This window comes from Novosphingobium sp. MMS21-SN21R (assembly GCF_031846015.1).
GTDB lineage: Bacteria > Pseudomonadota > Alphaproteobacteria > Sphingomonadales > Sphingomonadaceae > Novosphingobium.
Map to the genome: position 1 here is coordinate 992,659 of NZ_JAVRDU010000001.1, position 15,722 is coordinate 1,008,380.

The following is a 15,722-nucleotide window of genomic DNA, read 5'->3' on the forward strand; positions in this document are numbered from 1 at the left end:
TTGCTCGTCGCCATGCCATAGCGGCGCGATGCAAGCCAGAGCAGAGGCCACGCCTATTTTCGATCCCGCTGAAATCGCGCCCGAATTGCTGGCCTGGTACGATGCCAATGCCCGCCGCCTGCCATGGCGCGCCGCGCCGGGGGGGCAGCGCCCGATCCCTACAGCGTATGGCTTTCCGAAGTCATGCTCCAGCAGACCACCGTCGCCGCTGTCGGTCCATACTTCGCCAAATTCATCGCCCGCTGGCCCACTGTCAACGATCTGGCCGCTGCCGACGATGCCGATGTCATGGCCGCATGGGCAGGCCTCGGCTACTATGCCCGCGCCCGCAACCTGCTCGCCTGCGCCCGCGCGGTTGCGGGGCAGGGCGGCGTGTTCCCCGATAGCGAAGTAGCTTTGCGCGCGCTCCCCGGCCTCGGCGAATATACCGCCGCCGCCGTTGCCGCGATCGCCTTTGGCCGCCGCGCCGTGGTTGTCGACGCCAATGTCGAGCGCGTCGTCGCGCGCCTCTTCGCCATCGAAGAACCGCTTCCTTTCGCAAAGCCCGCGATTCGCCTTGCCGCAGGCCAGGTCACCCCCGACGAGCGCGCGGGTGACTTCGCCCAAGCCATGATGGACCTCGGCGCCACGATCTGCACTGCGCGTTCCCCGCGCTGCATGCTCTGCCCCTTGCGCAGCCAATGCCGGGGCTATGCCGAGGGCGCGCCCGAGCGCCTGCCGGTCAAGGCCGCCAAAAAGCCCAAACCCACCCGGCAGGGCCGCGCCTACTGGATCGAGCGTCACGGCAAGGTGCTGCTCGTCCAGCGCGAAGCAAAGGGCATGCTTGGCGGGATGCGCGCCTTGCCCGACGACGGCTGGTCTGCGCGCGGCGATGGCACGGACGCGCTCGGCGGCGAATGGACTCATTGCGGTGTCGTCCGCCACGGCTTCACCCATTTCGATCTCGAATTGCAATTGATGCTTTGCGCCTCGCCCGAATTGGTTACTCTGCCGGTGGGAGAATGGTGGCCGGTCGACGAGATCGAAGCTGCCGGGCTGCCCACCGTGTTCGCCAAAGCAGCGCGGCTGGCAGTTGCTGAAAGGAATGCCTGAACACATGAACGCCATGACCCTGTCCCGGCGCGGACTGATCGGTTCGTTCGGCGCGCTCGCCGGCAGTGCACTCGTGCCGCGCGCGGCCTTTGCCAGCGCCGCGGCCGAAGCCCGCTTCCCCGCCGTCTCGCGCATGATCGAAGGCTATGTCGGCTCGGGCAAGCTGCCCGGCATGATCGCGGCGCTTGGGGCCGGCAGCAGTGCCGCCCCGCTCGACATTGCGCGCGGAACCCTCGCAAAGATCAGCCAGACCCCGGTCGATATGGACAGCCTGTTCCGCATCTATTCGATGACCAAGCCCATTACCGGCATGGCAGCGATGATGCTGGTCGACGAAGGCAAACTGCGGCTCGACCAGCCCATCGCCGATCTGATCCCCGCCTTCGCCAAACTGCAGGTGCAGGTCACGCCCGATGGCTCGATCACCGACTTGCGCCCTGCCAAAGCACAGATCACCGTGCGTCACCTGCTCACCCACACCTCGGGTCTGGGCTATTCGATCATACAGAAAGGCCCGATCAAGGACGCCTATATCAAGGCAGGCCTCGTGCCGGGGCGGGCCAGCAGAATGCCCCTGCCGGGCCTTGAAGGCTTCAAGCCGTTGGCCAACCTTGCGCAGTTCACCGAAGTGCTGGCAACGATGCCGCTCGTCTATGAACCCGGCAGCGTGTGGAGCTATTCGGTCGGTCTCGATGTGATGGGGCGGCTGATCGAAATGGTCTCGGGCCAACCGTTCGACCAGTTCCTGCAGGACCGTCTGTTTGCGCCAGCAGGCATGGATTCAACGTGGTTCCGCGTGCCGGAAGCGCAAGTCGCGCGCCTTACCACGAATTATGCAGTTGCCGCCGGGATGCTTCTGCCGATCGATCCGGGCCGTTCCTCGATCTATCTCGATGCGCCGCCTTGCCCGTTCGGTGGGGCCGGACTGGTGTCCTCCCCCCGTGATTATGACCGCTTCCTGCGCATGTTGCTGGGTTTCGGCAAGATTGAGGGCCGGCAAGTGATGAGCGAAGCCGCCGTCCGCCTCGGCACCAGCAACCTCCTGCCCGAAGGCGCAGACGTTTCGCAATCGTTCATCAAAGGCAACGGCTTCGGTGCAGGCGGTTCGGTCGGGCTGGGCGAAGATGCCGGAACCTACGGCTGGGGCGGGGCTGCCGGCACAGTGGCATTTGTCAATTATCGTGCAGGCATCCGGGCCGGGCTGTACACCCAGTACATGCCGGCCGAAACTTACCCGGTGCACCGCGAATTCGCACAGGCCGTGCTGGCCGACGTAACTGGAAAGAAGGCCGCAGTCTGATGGAGACCACGATTGCCTTCGCAGGCGCTGGGCTTGACCGCACCGACCACATCCGCGCCGATGCCGAAAAGCTCACCAGCCTGATGAACTGGCGCGCGCGCCTGCTCAAGCTGGACGGGATCGATCCGGTCATCGCGCCCGATGGCAGCCTCGATTGGGGCACGCTGGCCGATGCAGATCCCGCCGCCGAACTCGTGTTCCTCGGCCTGATGGAAGACGGTGCCAAAGACCCCAGGGCCTGCTTCGCGCAAGTCACGCCTGCGATGATCGGCAGCGTTGCCCCGCCCAACCCGCGCCTGTGGAGCGCCATGGGCATGCTATCGCCCACCGATCTCGCGATCTACGGCGGCGCGCGCAGCCTTGTCGACTGGCACGCCCGCCACCGCTTCTGCGCCCGCTGCGGTAGCCCCACCACGCTCGCCAAGGGCGGCTGGCAGCGCAACTGCACCAATGACCGTTGCAAAGCCGAACACTTCCCCCGCGTCGATCCGGTCACGATCATGACAGTCGAATGCGATGGCGAACTGCTGCTCGGCCGCCAGCCGCGCTTCCCGCCGCGCCGCTACTCCGCGCTGGCAGGTTTCGTCGAGCCCGGCGAAAGCCTCGAAAGCGCGGTCAAGCGCGAAGTGCTGGAAGAAGCAGGCGTCAAAGCGCGCTCGGTCGAATACGTCGCCAGCCAGCCTTGGCCGTTCCCGTCATCCCTGATGATCGGCTGCCACGCCTATGCCGACGACAAGACCATCGTGATCGACGAAACCGAACTCGACGACGCCCGCTGGTTCACCCGCGAGGAAGTCGCCCACGCCATGAGCGGCGCCGAAGACGGCGCTTTCATCGCCCCGCCACCGTTTGCGGTTGCGCACCATTTGCTCAAGTGGTGGCTGGCGCGGTAACTCCGCCTGCCTTTCGTGAAAGTCGTATTGCTGGCAGCTGCGCGCCGAACCTAAAGCCGGATAAGGATCGGCATTGGGAGCGTGCAGAATGAACCTCGGGCGATTTGGCGCAGTGCTGGCCTTGGCGATGATGATCACCGCAGGCGTCCCGGCGCAGGCAGGGGACGCTGCAGCAACACCTGCCGTATCACCCGTTCCCGCCAGCTTCACGGTCCCGACCCTCGCCCAAACTCCGAAGTTCAAGCTCGTTCCCCTCGGTCCCGCCTTGGTGAAGATCGACTTCGACGCCTACATGTCCTCCATCGACCACCTGCAGAAGACGTTCACCCGCAGCCCGGACTGGCCGCACACCGGCATCACCGATGTCGATGCCATGCGCGACATGGAAACCGAACAGGCCCGGTTTCAGGCCCGCACATCCTTCGCCTATGCAGTCCTCACCCCCGACGGCCTCCGCGAGCGCGGCTGCGTCTACGTCTATCCCAGCCCCGTAAAGGGCTATGACGCCGAAGTCCGCATGTGGGTGACCAAGGCCGAACACGACGCCGGTTTTGACGCCGAACTCTACACTTGGGTGCAAGGTTGGATGCGCACGGATTGGCCGTTCAAGAACGTGGCATATCCCGGCCGCGCTATCGGGTGGGAAGAATGGGATTCCAAAGTCGCTGCCAGCAAAGCTGGATAGCCTGCTTCAGACCAGCCCCAGCTTAGCCAGTTCCGACGCAATCTGCGCCGGCAGCACTTCGCCCGCTTCGCCATCCGCCAAATCACGTGGCGCGTCGGCGTCTTCCAGATAGCGCCACCCCTGATGGGCGCGCTTGGGGCTGGGGTGGACGTCGATCAGCTTGGTCGAGATGACGATGTTCGTGCGCCCGCCCTCGGCATCCTCGAAGCCGAGGATTTCGGACCGCGCGACCAACTGGTGCTTGTGAATCCAGAACAGCGAACTGCCGATCATCTCGGCCGCGCGCTTGGGCCGGTTCTTGGTCGTCAGCCGCGCCTCGCTGGCATCGCCGCGCCGCCCGCCGCTCGAAAACCACTCATGGATTTCCGTCAGCGACTGCGCACCATAGGCAACCTTGGTCATGTGCAGCGGCATAAAATCTGTCTCAAGTCCGGCTCTGATGTACAAAATCCGTTCGTGCTGAGCCTGTCGAAGCACGCTCGCTGCGCGTCACCCGGCCAGCCCGCTCAGCACGGCGAGGCCGAGGAACGAGAAGAAGCCCATGACATCGGTCGCCATCGTCACGAATACGGCAGAAGAGACAGCCGGGTCCACTTTCAGCCGGTCGAGCGTCACCGGCACGAGTATCCCGGCCAGCCCCGCGACCAGATTGTTGATCACCATCGCCGCCCCGATCACCGCGCCCAGCAGCGGATTGCCGAACAGCAGCGCCGTGCCCGCGCCGATCAGCAGTCCCAGCGTTGCGCCGTTTGTCGCGGCAATCCTGAATTCGCGCAGGATCATGCGCACGGTGTTCGAGCTGGTCAGCTGGTTGGTCGCAATGGCGCGCACGACCACCGCCAGCGTCTGCGTCCCCGCATTTCCGCCCATGCCCGAAACGATCGGCATCAGCACAGCCAGCAGCGCAAACCGTGCAATCGCGCCCTGGAACAGCCCGACCACCGATGCTGCCACCAGCGCCGTGCCAAGGTTCACGATCAGCCACGTCAGGCGCGTGCGCACGGTCAGCAGGATCGGCTCATTGATGTCGCCGTCGCCCGCGCCCGACAGGCGCAGGATGTCCTCGCTCGCCTCTTCCTGAATGATGTGGACGATATCGTCGACGGTGATCTGGCCGACCAGCCGCCCGCTCTCGTCCACCACGGCCGCGGAAATCAGCGCGTATTTCTGGAAGCGCAACGCAACTTCTTCCTGATCCATCGTCACCGGGATCAGCGTCTGGTCGCGCTTCATCACGTCCGACAGCAGCACGCTGCGAGGCGCACGCAGGATCCACGCCAGTTGGCAGGTGCCCAGCGGATGGTGCTTGGGATCGACGATGAACACTTCCCAGAACTCGGTGGGAAGATCGTCGTTGCGGCGCAGGAAATCGATGAGGTCGCCCACCGTCATCGCCTCTGGAACCGCGATCACGTCGCGGCTCATCAGGCGTCCGGCAGTTTCTTCCGGGTAGGACAGCGCCGATTCGATGGCCGCGCGGTCTTCCGGCTCCATCTCGGCCAGCACCGCCTGCTGGTCTTCCTCGTCGAGATCCTCGATCAGGGCGACGGCGTCGTCCGTCTCCATCTGCTCGGCAAGGTCGGCCACCTCGTCGGGATCAAGTTCGTCGACCAGCAGTTCGCGCACGTGGTCGTTGAGTTCGGCAAAGACCTCGCCGCCCATCAGGTCGTTGATCGCGCGCGCCAGCAGCACGCGGTCGTCGCGGTCGATCAGTTCGAACAGGTCGGCGATGTCGGCGGGATGCAGCGGCTCTACAAGGTTGTAGACTGCCTCATCCTCGCCGTTTTCCAGCGCTTCTGACACCTTGCGCACGAACGAGGGGCGCAGCGTGTTGTCCGCCTCGTCGAGGCTTTCGGCATGGCGCGATGGTTCGGCCGCCGGGACCAGGTCGTCCGCGTCGGGGAGCAGGGTATCGGCAAGGTCCTGATCGCGCTCCATCCCGGCGGGGTTAGCCTCTCGACCGGCAAAAGCAACCGCCTAGGCGGCGCAGGCGTGACTTTGCCGGGGAAGGCCCTATATCGTCGCGCAAACTGGAAGGAATTACACCCAATGGCTGACGAAAACCTCGTTCTTTCGCTCGATTCCGGCGATGTCGTGATCAAGCTGCGCCCCGATCTTGCCCCCGGCCACGTGGACCGGATCAAGGAACTGGTCGGAGAAGGCTTCTACAACGGCGTGAAGTTCCACCGCGTGATTCCCGGCTTCATGGCGCAGGGCGGCTGCCCCCAGGGCACCGGTATGGGCGGTTCGGACAAGCCCGACCTCCAGGCCGAATTCAACGCCGAGCCACACGTGCGCGGCGTCTGCTCGATGGCCCGCACCAGCTATCCGCACTCGGCCAACAGCCAGTTCTTCATCTGCTTCGACGATGCCCGCTTCCTCGACAAGCAGTACACCGTCTGGGGCCAGGTCGTCAGCGGCATGGAACACGTCGATGCGCTGCCCAAGGGCGAACCGCCGGCAAAGCCGGGCGTGATCAACAAGGCCGCCATCGTCGCGGCCTGATCCTGCAGGCAGACCACGAAAAAAGGGCGGCACCCGCAAGGTTGCCGCCCTTTTTCATGCTTCAACCGTGCGGCTGGCCGTCGGCCGGGTCCTCGCCTGTGTCCTCCATCGCTCGGACAAACCGTTCAGGCCAGCGCGCCAGCCGGGCAGGACTTTCAAGCAGCCGCCGCCACAGCAGGCGCACCGCCCCGATCCGCTCACCGCTCCATTCCGGCAAGGAGGCGACCCAGCCCGCCGTCCCGCGGACAGCAAGGGCCAGGCACATCGCGCCTAGCAGGATCAGTGCGATGAACATCGCAGCTTGTGTGGTGCTCATGATCTCGTCGCCGGTGAACTCCGCGCGATACCCCGGCAGGTCGTATACGACCGGGCTTTCGGGCTTGCCTGTCTTGCCGTTCTCGTCCGGCGGCTCGCCTTTTGCGGTCTCGCCTATCCAGTAGATCATCTGGCCCGCGCCGAAAATGCCGGTTGCTCCCAGCAGGATCTGAATCACGCCGGTGCGCCGGGCTTCCTGCTGCGCCTCGGCTGCGTCGCGTCGGCGCTTGAGGTCGCGCGCGTGGTCCTCGAGGCTCCGGATCGCGCGGTTGAGAGCGGTGGTGCGCCTTGCGACGCCGCGCAGATCCTCGAGCTTGGCGAAGACCGTGCGTTCGGTATCGTACCGGAACGGGTTGTCATAACGGTAGCGGTCGTGATCGTCGTATTCCGAAAGCTTAGCCCGATTTATCGCGATCTCGGCCGCATCCAGCCTCCGCGAGGCCGAAATTGGTATGCGTGCGCCCGGTGCTAGCCCGACCGATCCGGGGCGGGCCGGACCATCACCCAGCAAGTGCTGGACATGGTCGACGATCGCCAGCGTCCGTACTTCGTGGCTGCGCGTCAGGAACTCGTTATGCATCGAAAGCGCATGGATCAGGAACGCATAAGGACAGGTTCCGATATAGTCGTTGCCGATCTCCAGACTTCGGCTTTCGGCCACATAAGTGATCATCGCGCGATGATTGGCGTAGCGCACGAAGAAGCGCTCGTCGGCCTGCTGGTCCTGCGTCGGATAGATCGGATCGATGCTGTCCAGGACCTCCGAGGTGTCCTGGTTCATGAAATCGATGATGTTCTGATTGAATCCGGAAAGAAACAGGAAGTCGAGGCAGTCGCGGCGCTGCGGCTCGAAGGCGGGAATATGCATCGTTTCTGGCTGGGCCAGCAACTCGCCCTGATCGTCCACGGTCCACTCCGCCGCGCCTTTGCGCAGGGCGGGCGCCAGATCGCCGAACCCGCTGAACATGCCTCCACCTGCGGGCCGCAGTTTTGGCGGCAGCGGACCACGCGGCGCAATCAGATCGGCGTAGTCGTCCCGCGTGCAGACCCAGTCCCAGAACGGCTTGTCGAGAGTAGCCTCGGCACCGTCTGCCACCAGGGCGGCGATCTTCTCGCGATAGGGCCGGTAGCAATCGTCCTGCACCATCAGCTTGTGCGGGATGCTCTGGCCCGTCAGCGGATCCACCGGCGCAACCCGGTCGAAGAAGCGCTTGTCGCGGAAATGGAACATGAACCGCGATTTCGGCACGCGAAGCCCCGGAACTTCGATGAAAGGCGTGCTTTCGAGCAGGCCGTTCTCGAATCCATCGGCAAGGCTTTTCCGCCTTGGACGGGCCTGAGCCTGACCCAGTTCGGCATCGATGCGCGCGAACAGCGATCGCGCGTCGCCCCGAAACTGGTTCGCGACGAACGGCCAGAAGCGCGATGGCGGCATACCGCGCCGGTGCACACCCACCGCGTCGAGGATGTCGACTCCGGTCGGTTCATCCCCGCAGACGTCGATAACCCGGTCTGGATCGTCGCGCAGCGCCTCGAGCGAGGTGTCGCGCAACCCGAACTCCTTGGGGGCCACCAGCTTCTGCAATGTCGACAGGAAATAGAGCGTTGCCGGATCGTAGCCGTCGCAGTCTTCGCCGCCTTGGCCGATGAACGACCCGTAGTGATGGCTGAACGACAGGTGATAACTGAGCGCGCCGTTGTTGTGCGCCAGCCAGAACCTGCGCATCCGCATGACCCGTGGATCGTCAAGGCCCTCGGGCGAGGCGGTGTAGCACACACCCTCGGTCGTCCAGCTGATCTTGGGCGGCAACCGGAACAGCACGTCATCATGCCTGCGCACGGCCAATCGCGCCTTGTCGAGCGTAGCGCAATGCTCGGCCGTGGTCGCCAGCAGGAATTCCTGCACCCCGCCTGCAGTCTCGCGGTCGGCAATGTCGTTGAACAGGGGTTCGATCGCGTTGGCGAGGGCAAAGGAGGGCAGATGCCGCAACTGGACGCGGCGAAATACGTCGGGCGTGACCCTGTCCTGCCCGGTCAGCCCGAGCGCCCGCGCCACGCGCTCGGGCTCCACAAACAGCGACAGCGTCCAGAACAGGGTGCCCGAGGCCGCCTGCTCCAGCCCCGCCGCCGTTGATGGCGCACCGCGTTCGACTGCCATGGCTACCTATTTCTCCATTGCGTGCGCCAGCGCGCGGAAGCTCGCCCATTGCGTGCGGTCCGCGTCCGGCCCAAGGCGCGACAGTGCGGGATCCATGGCCAGCAAGGCGATGGGGGCGGTGCGGTTTGCGAGGCCGAAGAGCTGCGCCTCAGCCGGCCCGCCTGGACATTCGTCTTCGCCCTTGAGGACCGAGATCGCAAAGAAACTCTCGAGATGGGCGTGGAGCATGGCGGGCGCAATACTGTCGCCTGGATGGCCGATCGCGGCGTAGATCAGATTGGGGTCCGGCTCCTGCTCTGCAGACAGCGCAGGCTGGACATAGGCAAAATCGACCAGGCGCGCTCCGATCCGTGACCAGATGCGCAACCGCTCGACCTGATCCAGACCCGAATGGCGAGAATCTGCGGCATAGGCCTCGGGCGTCAACCTGATCGGATCATTCTGCTCGATGAACAGGGTCGGGTCGCTTGCGTCATCGTCCAGCCCCACCGAGCGCTTCGCCAGCAGCCGCACGGCGGCCAGCATATGCCGCAACATGCCGCGTCCGCGGGCATTCTCGTCAACGTAGACGTAATTCAGGGCAACGGTTGCGGTCACGCCGTCAATCGGATTGCCAAGCCCAATGGTCAGGAAATTCGCGCCCCCCAGCCGTTGTCCTGCCGTGTCTTCGATCACTGCCACCAGTTCGCTATGCCTGCGCCCGAACGCGTGCCGGAAGCGCGGATTGATGGCAAGGCAACGTGAGAAGCCCTCGCGCTCCTCGCGCTCTTCGGGCAGGATGAATGCCCGGTCATAGCCTTCGAAGAATCGGTCCAGCAGGGGTGATGCCGGGTCCTCGGTCGCATGCACCACGAGACCCGGCGCTAGTGCCAGCCTGAAGCTCAGAAAATCCCGTTCCGTCCCCATCGCCCATGATCTGCCATGATCGCGGCGCGACCGCAAACGAACTGCGCGCCGTGCCAGAAGGCAAGGCGAGGTTTTGTCTGCGAACAGGAGGGAAAGTTGGTCGGGGAGATAGGATTCGAACCTACGACCCTCTGGTCCCAAACCAGATGCGCTACCAGGCTGCGCTACTCCCCGACGCGGCCCCCCTAGGCGTTCATTTGCGCGGGGGCAAGGCAGTTTGTGTCAAATTCGGCCTCGTGCATGCACTTGCGCCTGTGCAGCAAACCTCTTGCGCCCGCGTCCAGAATTAGAGTATTCGTTCTTATATAGGCGCTGCGACCCCGCAAAGCGGGCGCATGGGAGAACGAATCGCAATGCAGGACAGGCAGCAAAGCGGATGGGACCGCCGAACATTTCTCGGCGCTGCAACCCTGCTCGCCCTCGCACTGGGCGATCCTTTGCGCGCCGCCAGTCTGGCCAATCTCGGGCCTGCCGATGCGCCAACGAAGCGTCAGCGCCTGCTGATGAAGGACCTCGCCCAGCTCGTCCTGCCGCGCACCGGCACCCCCGGCGCGGGCGAGGCGGGTGCAGGGGATTTCGCCATCCTCGCTCTCGCGCATGGCCTCGGCGGTGCGCGCAAGTCGGTAGCAGCAGGCTCTGTCCCCGCGCGCTTCGTCCGCAGCGACGGCTCGCTGGCCCATGTCGCATGGATCGAGAGCGAACTCGATTCGCGCTCGGGCGGTGCCTTCCTCAAGACCGCGCCCGCCCGCCGCGCGGCACTCCTCACCGCGCTCGATGCCGAAGCCTTCGCACCCGGCGAGGGTGACCACCCGTGGAAGGCGATCAAGGCAGCGATCCTCACCGGGTACTACACCAGCGAGATCGGGGCGTCGCAGGAGCTGCAATACGAGCATGTCCCCGGCCGCTTCGACCCCGACCTCCCGCTCACCCCCGGCTATCGCGCCTGGTCGAGCGACTGGACCGCAGTGGAGTTCGGATGATGGCCAAAACGCAATTCGACGCGATCGTGGTTGGCTCGGGCATCACCGGCGGCTGGGCCGCCAAGGAACTCACGCAGGCCGGGCTCAAGGTCCTGATGATCGAACGCGGGCGCGAAATCGTCCACGGCGAATACGAGACCGAGATGAAGACGCCGTGGGAAATGCCGTTCCGGGGGCAGGGCGATGCCGCGCTCTATGTGAAGGAATACGGCGTCCAGTCGCGCAACCGCCAGTTCAACGAGTTCACCCAAAGCCACTTCGTCAACGACGCGCAGAACCCCTACAGCACCGCCCCCGGCACCGATTTCGCCTGGCTGCGCTCCTACCAGCTTGGCGGACGCTCGCTCACCTGGGGCCGCCAGTCCTACCGCTGGTCCGACTACGATTTCGGCGCGAACAAGCGCGACGGCCACGGCACCGATTGGCCTATCCGCTATGCCGACGTCGCGCCGTGGTATGACAAGGTCGAGGAATTCATCGGCGTTTCGGGCGCGATGGAAGGGCTGAAGCAGCTCCCCGACGGCAAGTTCCAGCCACCCATGGCGCTCAACGCGGTCGAGACTCACGTCAAGCAGGTCGTCGCCGACAAGTTCGGTCGCTGCATGACCGTCGGCCGCGTCGCCAACATGACCGAGGCCAAGCCCGACGAGGGCCGCTCCGCTTGTCAGAACCGCTCGATCTGCGCGCGCGGCTGCTCCTACGGCGCGTACTTTTCCACCCAGTCGAGCACGTTGCCTGCAGCGCAAGCCACAGGCAACCTCACCGTCGTGACAGACGCCATCGTCGAACACGTCGACTACGATCCCGCCACCCGGCGCGTCACCGGCGTCCGCTACGTGAATACCAGGGACGGCACGCGCGGCTCCGCCACAGCCCGCATCGTGTTCCTCAACGCAGGCGCGTTCAACTCGGTTCACCTGCTGCTCAACTCACGCTCGGAAGCCATGCCGACCGGCCTTGCCAATTCAAGCGGCGTCCTCGGCACCCAGATCATGGACCACGCCAGCACCCTGTCCACGATGGCGTTGTTCCCGCAGTTTGCAGGCCGCACCAGCTTCGGCAATCGCCCGACCGGCGTCGTCGTCGCGCGCTATCGCAACATGGACGAGATGGACGGCACCGGCCACACTCGTGGCTTCTCGTTTCAGGGCGGCGCGCTGCAAAGCAACTGGGCGGCGGGCAAACGCGAGGCGGGCATCGGCGCGGACTTCAAGAACCATCTGCGCAGCCCCGGCATGTGGCGCATGGTCCTCGTCGCCTTTGCCGATAGCGTGCCGCGTGACAGCAACCGCCTCACGCTCGATCCGGCAAAGACCGACCGCTTCGGCATTCCCCAGCTGCACATCGCGTTTGCCCACGGCAAGGAAGAGCAGGCCGCGCTCGCACAGGCCAAGGCAGACGCTGCCGAAATGATGACTGCGGCGGGCGGCAAGGTCATCATGGGCTCTGACCAGCCCGGCCCGGGCGGCATGGCCATCCACGAGATGGGCGGTGCGCGCATGGGCCTCGATCCCAAGACTTCGGTGCTCAACAAGTGGAGCCAGGCCCACGACATTGCCAACCTGTTCGTCACCGATGGCGCGCAGATGGCATCGTCAGCCTGCCAGAATCCCTCGCTCACCTACATGGCGCTCACCGCGCGCGCCTGCGATGCTGCGGTCAGGATGCTGCGCGAAGGCGTGATCTAGGCAGATGCCGCAAACCATCGATGGCATGACAGGTCGCCAGAAGAGCCTCGCCTTCTTCACCCTGATTACCGCGCTGGTGCTCGAGATCGTCGACGTCACGATCATCAACACCGCGCTCCCCGCGATGCAGACCGATTTCGCCGCGCGCGGTCAAGACCTCGGCGGCGGAGCTGCGCAGTGGATTGCGGCGGGCTATTCGCTCGCGTTCGGCCTGCTCCTCCTGCTGGGCGGACGCCTCGGCGATCTGTTCGGCGGGCGCGCGATGTTCCTGCTCGGTGTGTCCGGTTTCACTTTGGCCTCGGCCATGTGCGGTCTGGCCATTAGCCCTGAAACCCTGATTGCCGCGCGCGTGGCGCAAGGGGCCTCGGGCGCGATCATGGCCCCGCAGGTCATGGCCGTGATCCAGATTCTCTACGATCCGGTCGAGCGCATTGGACGCCTCGCATGGTTCGGCGTGATCGGCGGCCTTGCCGGTATTCTCGGCCCCATCCTCGGCGGCCTGCTCATCGCAGCGGACGTTGCGGGCCTCGGCTGGCGCAGCGTCTTCCTGATAAACCTGCCCATCGGTCTCGCCGCACTTGCCGCAGGCTGGCGCTATCTCCCGCGCGAAGTGGCGCACAAGGGCGGGCGCATCGACCTGATCGGCACGCTGGCGTTCGGCGCGGCCCTTGCCGCCATGCTGTTCCCGCTGGTTCGCGGCGAACATGCAGGCTTCGACGGCGTCAGCATCGCCATTCTTGCCGCTTCGCCGTTGCTGATGTGGGCAGCGTGGCGCAGCCTCGTCCGGCGCGCGCGCACCGGCGGTCCTGTGATCTTCCCGCCCGAACTTGGCGCCAACCGCCTGTTCCGCACCGCCGCCTCGATCAGCCTCGTATTCTCCGCCGCTAACACAGGCTTCCTGTTCGTCTTCGCCCACGCGCTGCAAGCCCGGCTTGGCTACAGCCCGCTGCAAACCGGCCTTGTCCATATTCCGTTCAGCGCGGGCGTGATGATCGGCATGGGATTTCTCGGCCGTCGCTATCTCGCAAAAGCGGGCAAGTGGGTCATGGTATGCGCTGCCGTAGCCCTGTTGATTGCCGATGGCGCCGCGCTCGGCTGGATCGCGGCGGGAGGCCCCGGACTGCCGCTCCTGATCCCGGCGCTGCTGCTCGCCGGCATCGGCATGGGCACGCTATCAGGCCCGGCCACGCCGGTCGCGCTGGCGCGCGTAGACCGCGCCCATGCGGGGGCTGCCAGTGGTATCCTCAAGACGGTCATGCAGATGGGCGGCGCGTTCGGCATCGCGCTCATCGGCAGTGCCTATTTCAGCCTCAATGGTCCCGTGGCAGCTTCGGGGCCAGACGGCATGTTCGCGGCCATCGCCGTGATCGAGGTGTTGCTGACCGTCTGCCTGCTGCTCGCCTTGTCGCTGCCCGCGCAGATCTTCCCCGCGAAACCTGCTTCCCAAGCGAGCCAAACGCAGTAGTCTCGTCCCCTCGCGCTGCGCCGGGACAAGACGCGGTGCGAGGGAGACAAGGACGCCGGGCCATGGACGATCTGCCAACCGCCAAGTTCCACGCGATGACCGAGGGCACGCAGGATGACTGGGATGCGATCATGCAGCATCTTCAGCCCCATGCCCGCAGCGGCGGCGTCCGGGTGGTCGATCACTTGCGCCTGCTCGAAGGCGATTGCGGCGGCTTCGCGGTAGATCGGCTGACGCATTGCCTGCAAACCGCTACTCGCGCCCACCGCGACGGGCGGGCCGAGGACTATGTCGTCATGGCCCTGCTGCACGACATCGGTGACGTGCTCGGTGCCTACAATCACCCTGATATTGCCGCCGCCATCCTCAAGCCCTTCGTCTCCGAAGAACTGCTGTGGATCGTGCAGCATCATGGCATCTTTCAGGGCTACAATTTCTTCCACTTCCTCGGGCTGAACCGCAACATGCGTGACCAGTTCGAGGGCCATGAGCACTATGCCGCCACTGTGGAATTCATCGACAAGTACGATTGCCCGGCGTTCGATCCCGCCTACGATACACTGCCGCTGTCGTTCTTCGAGCCGATGGTCCTGCGCCTGTTCGAATTTCCCCGCGCCAGCATCTACAAGAAGGCGATGACGCAGGAATGATCGGTCGGAAAGCGCTCTAAAAGCTGTTGCTCCCCTCCCTGCAGAGAGGGGTTGGAGGAGGGTGGTCGGCGGCAGTATCGCAAAAAGACATCACCCCCGAAAATCAAGCAGCCCGCTGCTCCACCGTCGCCAGAATCAGGCTCGCCAATGTCCGCCCGGAAAGCCACGCGTTCTCCACGCGCGGCCCGAGCAGCCAGTCACCGCAAACGCCGATGCGCGAACCTGCGCTCCACAGCGCACCAAGGTTGCTTCCCGTCGACATCGCATAACGCCAGCGATGCGCCGATTGCACGACCGGTTGAGGCATGACGACGCCCAGCGATTTACCAAGCGACAGCAGCAATTGCGCCGTCACTTGCTCCGCCGGCTCCTCGATATGGTCGGCTGACCATTGCGGATTGGCCTGCACCACCCAGGTCTCGGGGCCACCGCGACCGGGCTTGGCGGAATTGCGCGCCGCCCAGTTAATCAGCCCGGCATCGCGGATGGTATCGCGCGATGTCGGCAGGGCTGCGTCAAACGCGAACATCGCGGTCCAGCACGGCTGCGAACGTGCAGCCAGCGCCGTTGATGCCAGCGAAAGGTCGTGCAGCGCAACGATGGCTGCTGCCTGTTCGGGTGGGAGTGACACCACCACCGTATCGAACGGCCCGCTCTGCAGCCGTTCACCACCTGCGGAATCGCCTGTCAGATGCCATGACCCGTCCTTGCGAACGAGGCCGCGCACATGCCAGCCGAACGACACGTCGTGCTGCTCTGCCATATCGCGCACCACTGCGTTCATCGTCGGCACGCCCACCCATGCGCCGGTCCCGGCAGCAGGCCAGGGCGCAGCAACGCCGCTCGCCGACCAGCGCGCCACTTGCGCCATGAATGCCGGATCGCGCACGGTGAAATACTGCGCGCCGTGGTCGAAATGCAGTTCGCCCAGTGGAGTCTGCATCCGCCGGGTCGACATGCGCCCCCCCGGACCGCGTCCCTTGTCGAACAGCGAAACGCGGTGGCCCTCACGGCGCAACCGGTCGGCGCAGGAAAGGCCGGCCATTCCGGCCCCGACAATAGCAATGTGCATCACGGTACGTGCC

General features: G+C 65.1%; 13 protein-coding genes, 1 tRNA gene and 1 pseudogene. 9 read left to right on the forward strand and 6 right to left on the reverse strand.

The window, feature by feature from the left end; translation table 11 throughout:
* Positions 1-28: 28 nt before the first annotated feature.
* The 4 genes and pseudogenes from RM192_RS04710 to RM192_RS04725 all read left to right on the forward strand — a co-directional run bounded on the left by RM192_RS04710 (position 29) and on the right by RM192_RS04725 (position 3,970).
* A pseudogene (locus tag RM192_RS04710) lies at positions 29-1,092 on the forward strand (A/G-specific adenine glycosylase).
* Positions 1,093-1,096: 4 nt separating this feature from the next.
* Complete coding sequence (locus tag RM192_RS04715) at positions 1,097-2,392, forward strand: serine hydrolase domain-containing protein (protein ID WP_311506416.1); 1,296 nt, start codon at positions 1,097-1,099, stop codon at positions 2,390-2,392.
* Entirely contained in the window at positions 2,392-3,285 is an 894-nt protein-coding gene (gene nudC, locus RM192_RS04720) for an NAD(+) diphosphatase (RefSeq protein ID WP_311506417.1), read from the forward strand. Before RM192_RS04715 ends, nudC begins: the two co-directional genes overlap by 1 nt.
* Positions 3,286-3,373: 88 nt before the next feature.
* Positions 3,374-3,970 (forward strand): twin-arginine translocation pathway signal protein, encoded by a 597-nt coding sequence (locus RM192_RS04725; RefSeq protein WP_311506418.1) that lies wholly within the window; start codon positions 3,374-3,376, stop codon positions 3,968-3,970.
* A gap of 6 nt (positions 3,971-3,976) precedes the next feature.
* On the opposite strand, the gene RM192_RS04730 is transcribed toward RM192_RS04725, so the two are convergent.
* Positions 3,977-4,384, reverse strand: a complete 408-nt coding sequence (locus RM192_RS04730; protein ID WP_311506419.1) for a DUF1489 domain-containing protein — start codon at positions 4,382-4,384, stop codon at positions 3,977-3,979.
* Between the two features lie 75 nt (positions 4,385-4,459).
* Positions 4,460-5,908, reverse strand: a complete 1,449-nt coding sequence (gene mgtE / locus RM192_RS04735; RefSeq protein WP_311506420.1) for a magnesium transporter — start codon at positions 5,906-5,908, stop codon at positions 4,460-4,462.
* A 111-nt stretch (positions 5,909-6,019) separates the two neighbouring features.
* On the opposite strand from mgtE, the gene RM192_RS04740 reads away from it, so the two are divergent.
* Positions 6,020-6,475, forward strand: coding sequence for a peptidylprolyl isomerase (locus RM192_RS04740; RefSeq protein ID WP_311506421.1), 456 nt, complete (start codon positions 6,020-6,022; stop codon positions 6,473-6,475).
* Between the two features lie 61 nt (positions 6,476-6,536).
* On the opposite strand, the gene RM192_RS04745 is transcribed toward RM192_RS04740, so the two are convergent.
* The 3 genes from RM192_RS04745 to RM192_RS04755 form a co-directional block, all read right to left on the reverse strand.
* Positions 6,537-8,948, reverse strand: a complete 2,412-nt coding sequence (locus RM192_RS04745; protein ID WP_311506422.1) for a hypothetical protein — start codon at positions 8,946-8,948, stop codon at positions 6,537-6,539.
* A 6-nt stretch (positions 8,949-8,954) separates the two neighbouring features.
* Complete coding sequence (locus RM192_RS04750) at positions 8,955-9,854, reverse strand: hypothetical protein (protein ID WP_311506423.1); 900 nt, start codon at positions 9,852-9,854, stop codon at positions 8,955-8,957.
* A 97-nt stretch (positions 9,855-9,951) separates the two neighbouring features.
* A tRNA-Pro gene (locus RM192_RS04755) sits at positions 9,952-10,028 on the reverse strand.
* Positions 10,029-10,207: 179 nt separating this feature from the next.
* Between RM192_RS04755 and RM192_RS04760 the strand changes: the two genes are divergently transcribed.
* From RM192_RS04760 to RM192_RS04775, 4 genes are all read left to right on the forward strand, one after another.
* A complete protein-coding gene (locus tag RM192_RS04760) occupies positions 10,208-10,834 on the forward strand; it encodes a gluconate 2-dehydrogenase subunit 3 family protein (protein ID WP_311506424.1) in 627 nt (208 codons plus the stop codon).
* Positions 10,834-12,522 (forward strand): GMC family oxidoreductase, encoded by a 1,689-nt coding sequence (locus RM192_RS04765; protein ID WP_311506425.1) that lies wholly within the window; start codon positions 10,834-10,836, stop codon positions 12,520-12,522. The genes RM192_RS04760 and RM192_RS04765 overlap by 1 nt, the downstream gene beginning before the upstream one ends.
* Positions 12,523-12,526: 4 nt before the next feature.
* Entirely contained in the window at positions 12,527-13,987 is a 1,461-nt protein-coding gene (locus tag RM192_RS04770) for an MFS transporter (RefSeq protein ID WP_311506426.1), read from the forward strand.
* Between the two features lie 62 nt (positions 13,988-14,049).
* Entirely contained in the window at positions 14,050-14,637 is a 588-nt protein-coding gene (locus tag RM192_RS04775; protein ID WP_311506427.1) for an HD domain-containing protein, read from the forward strand.
* 103 nt (positions 14,638-14,740) lie between these two features.
* On the opposite strand, the gene RM192_RS04780 is transcribed toward RM192_RS04775, so the two are convergent.
* Positions 14,741-15,709 (reverse strand): FAD-dependent oxidoreductase, encoded by a 969-nt coding sequence (locus RM192_RS04780; RefSeq protein WP_311506428.1) that lies wholly within the window; start codon positions 15,707-15,709, stop codon positions 14,741-14,743.
* Positions 15,710-15,722 lie beyond the last annotated feature (13 nt).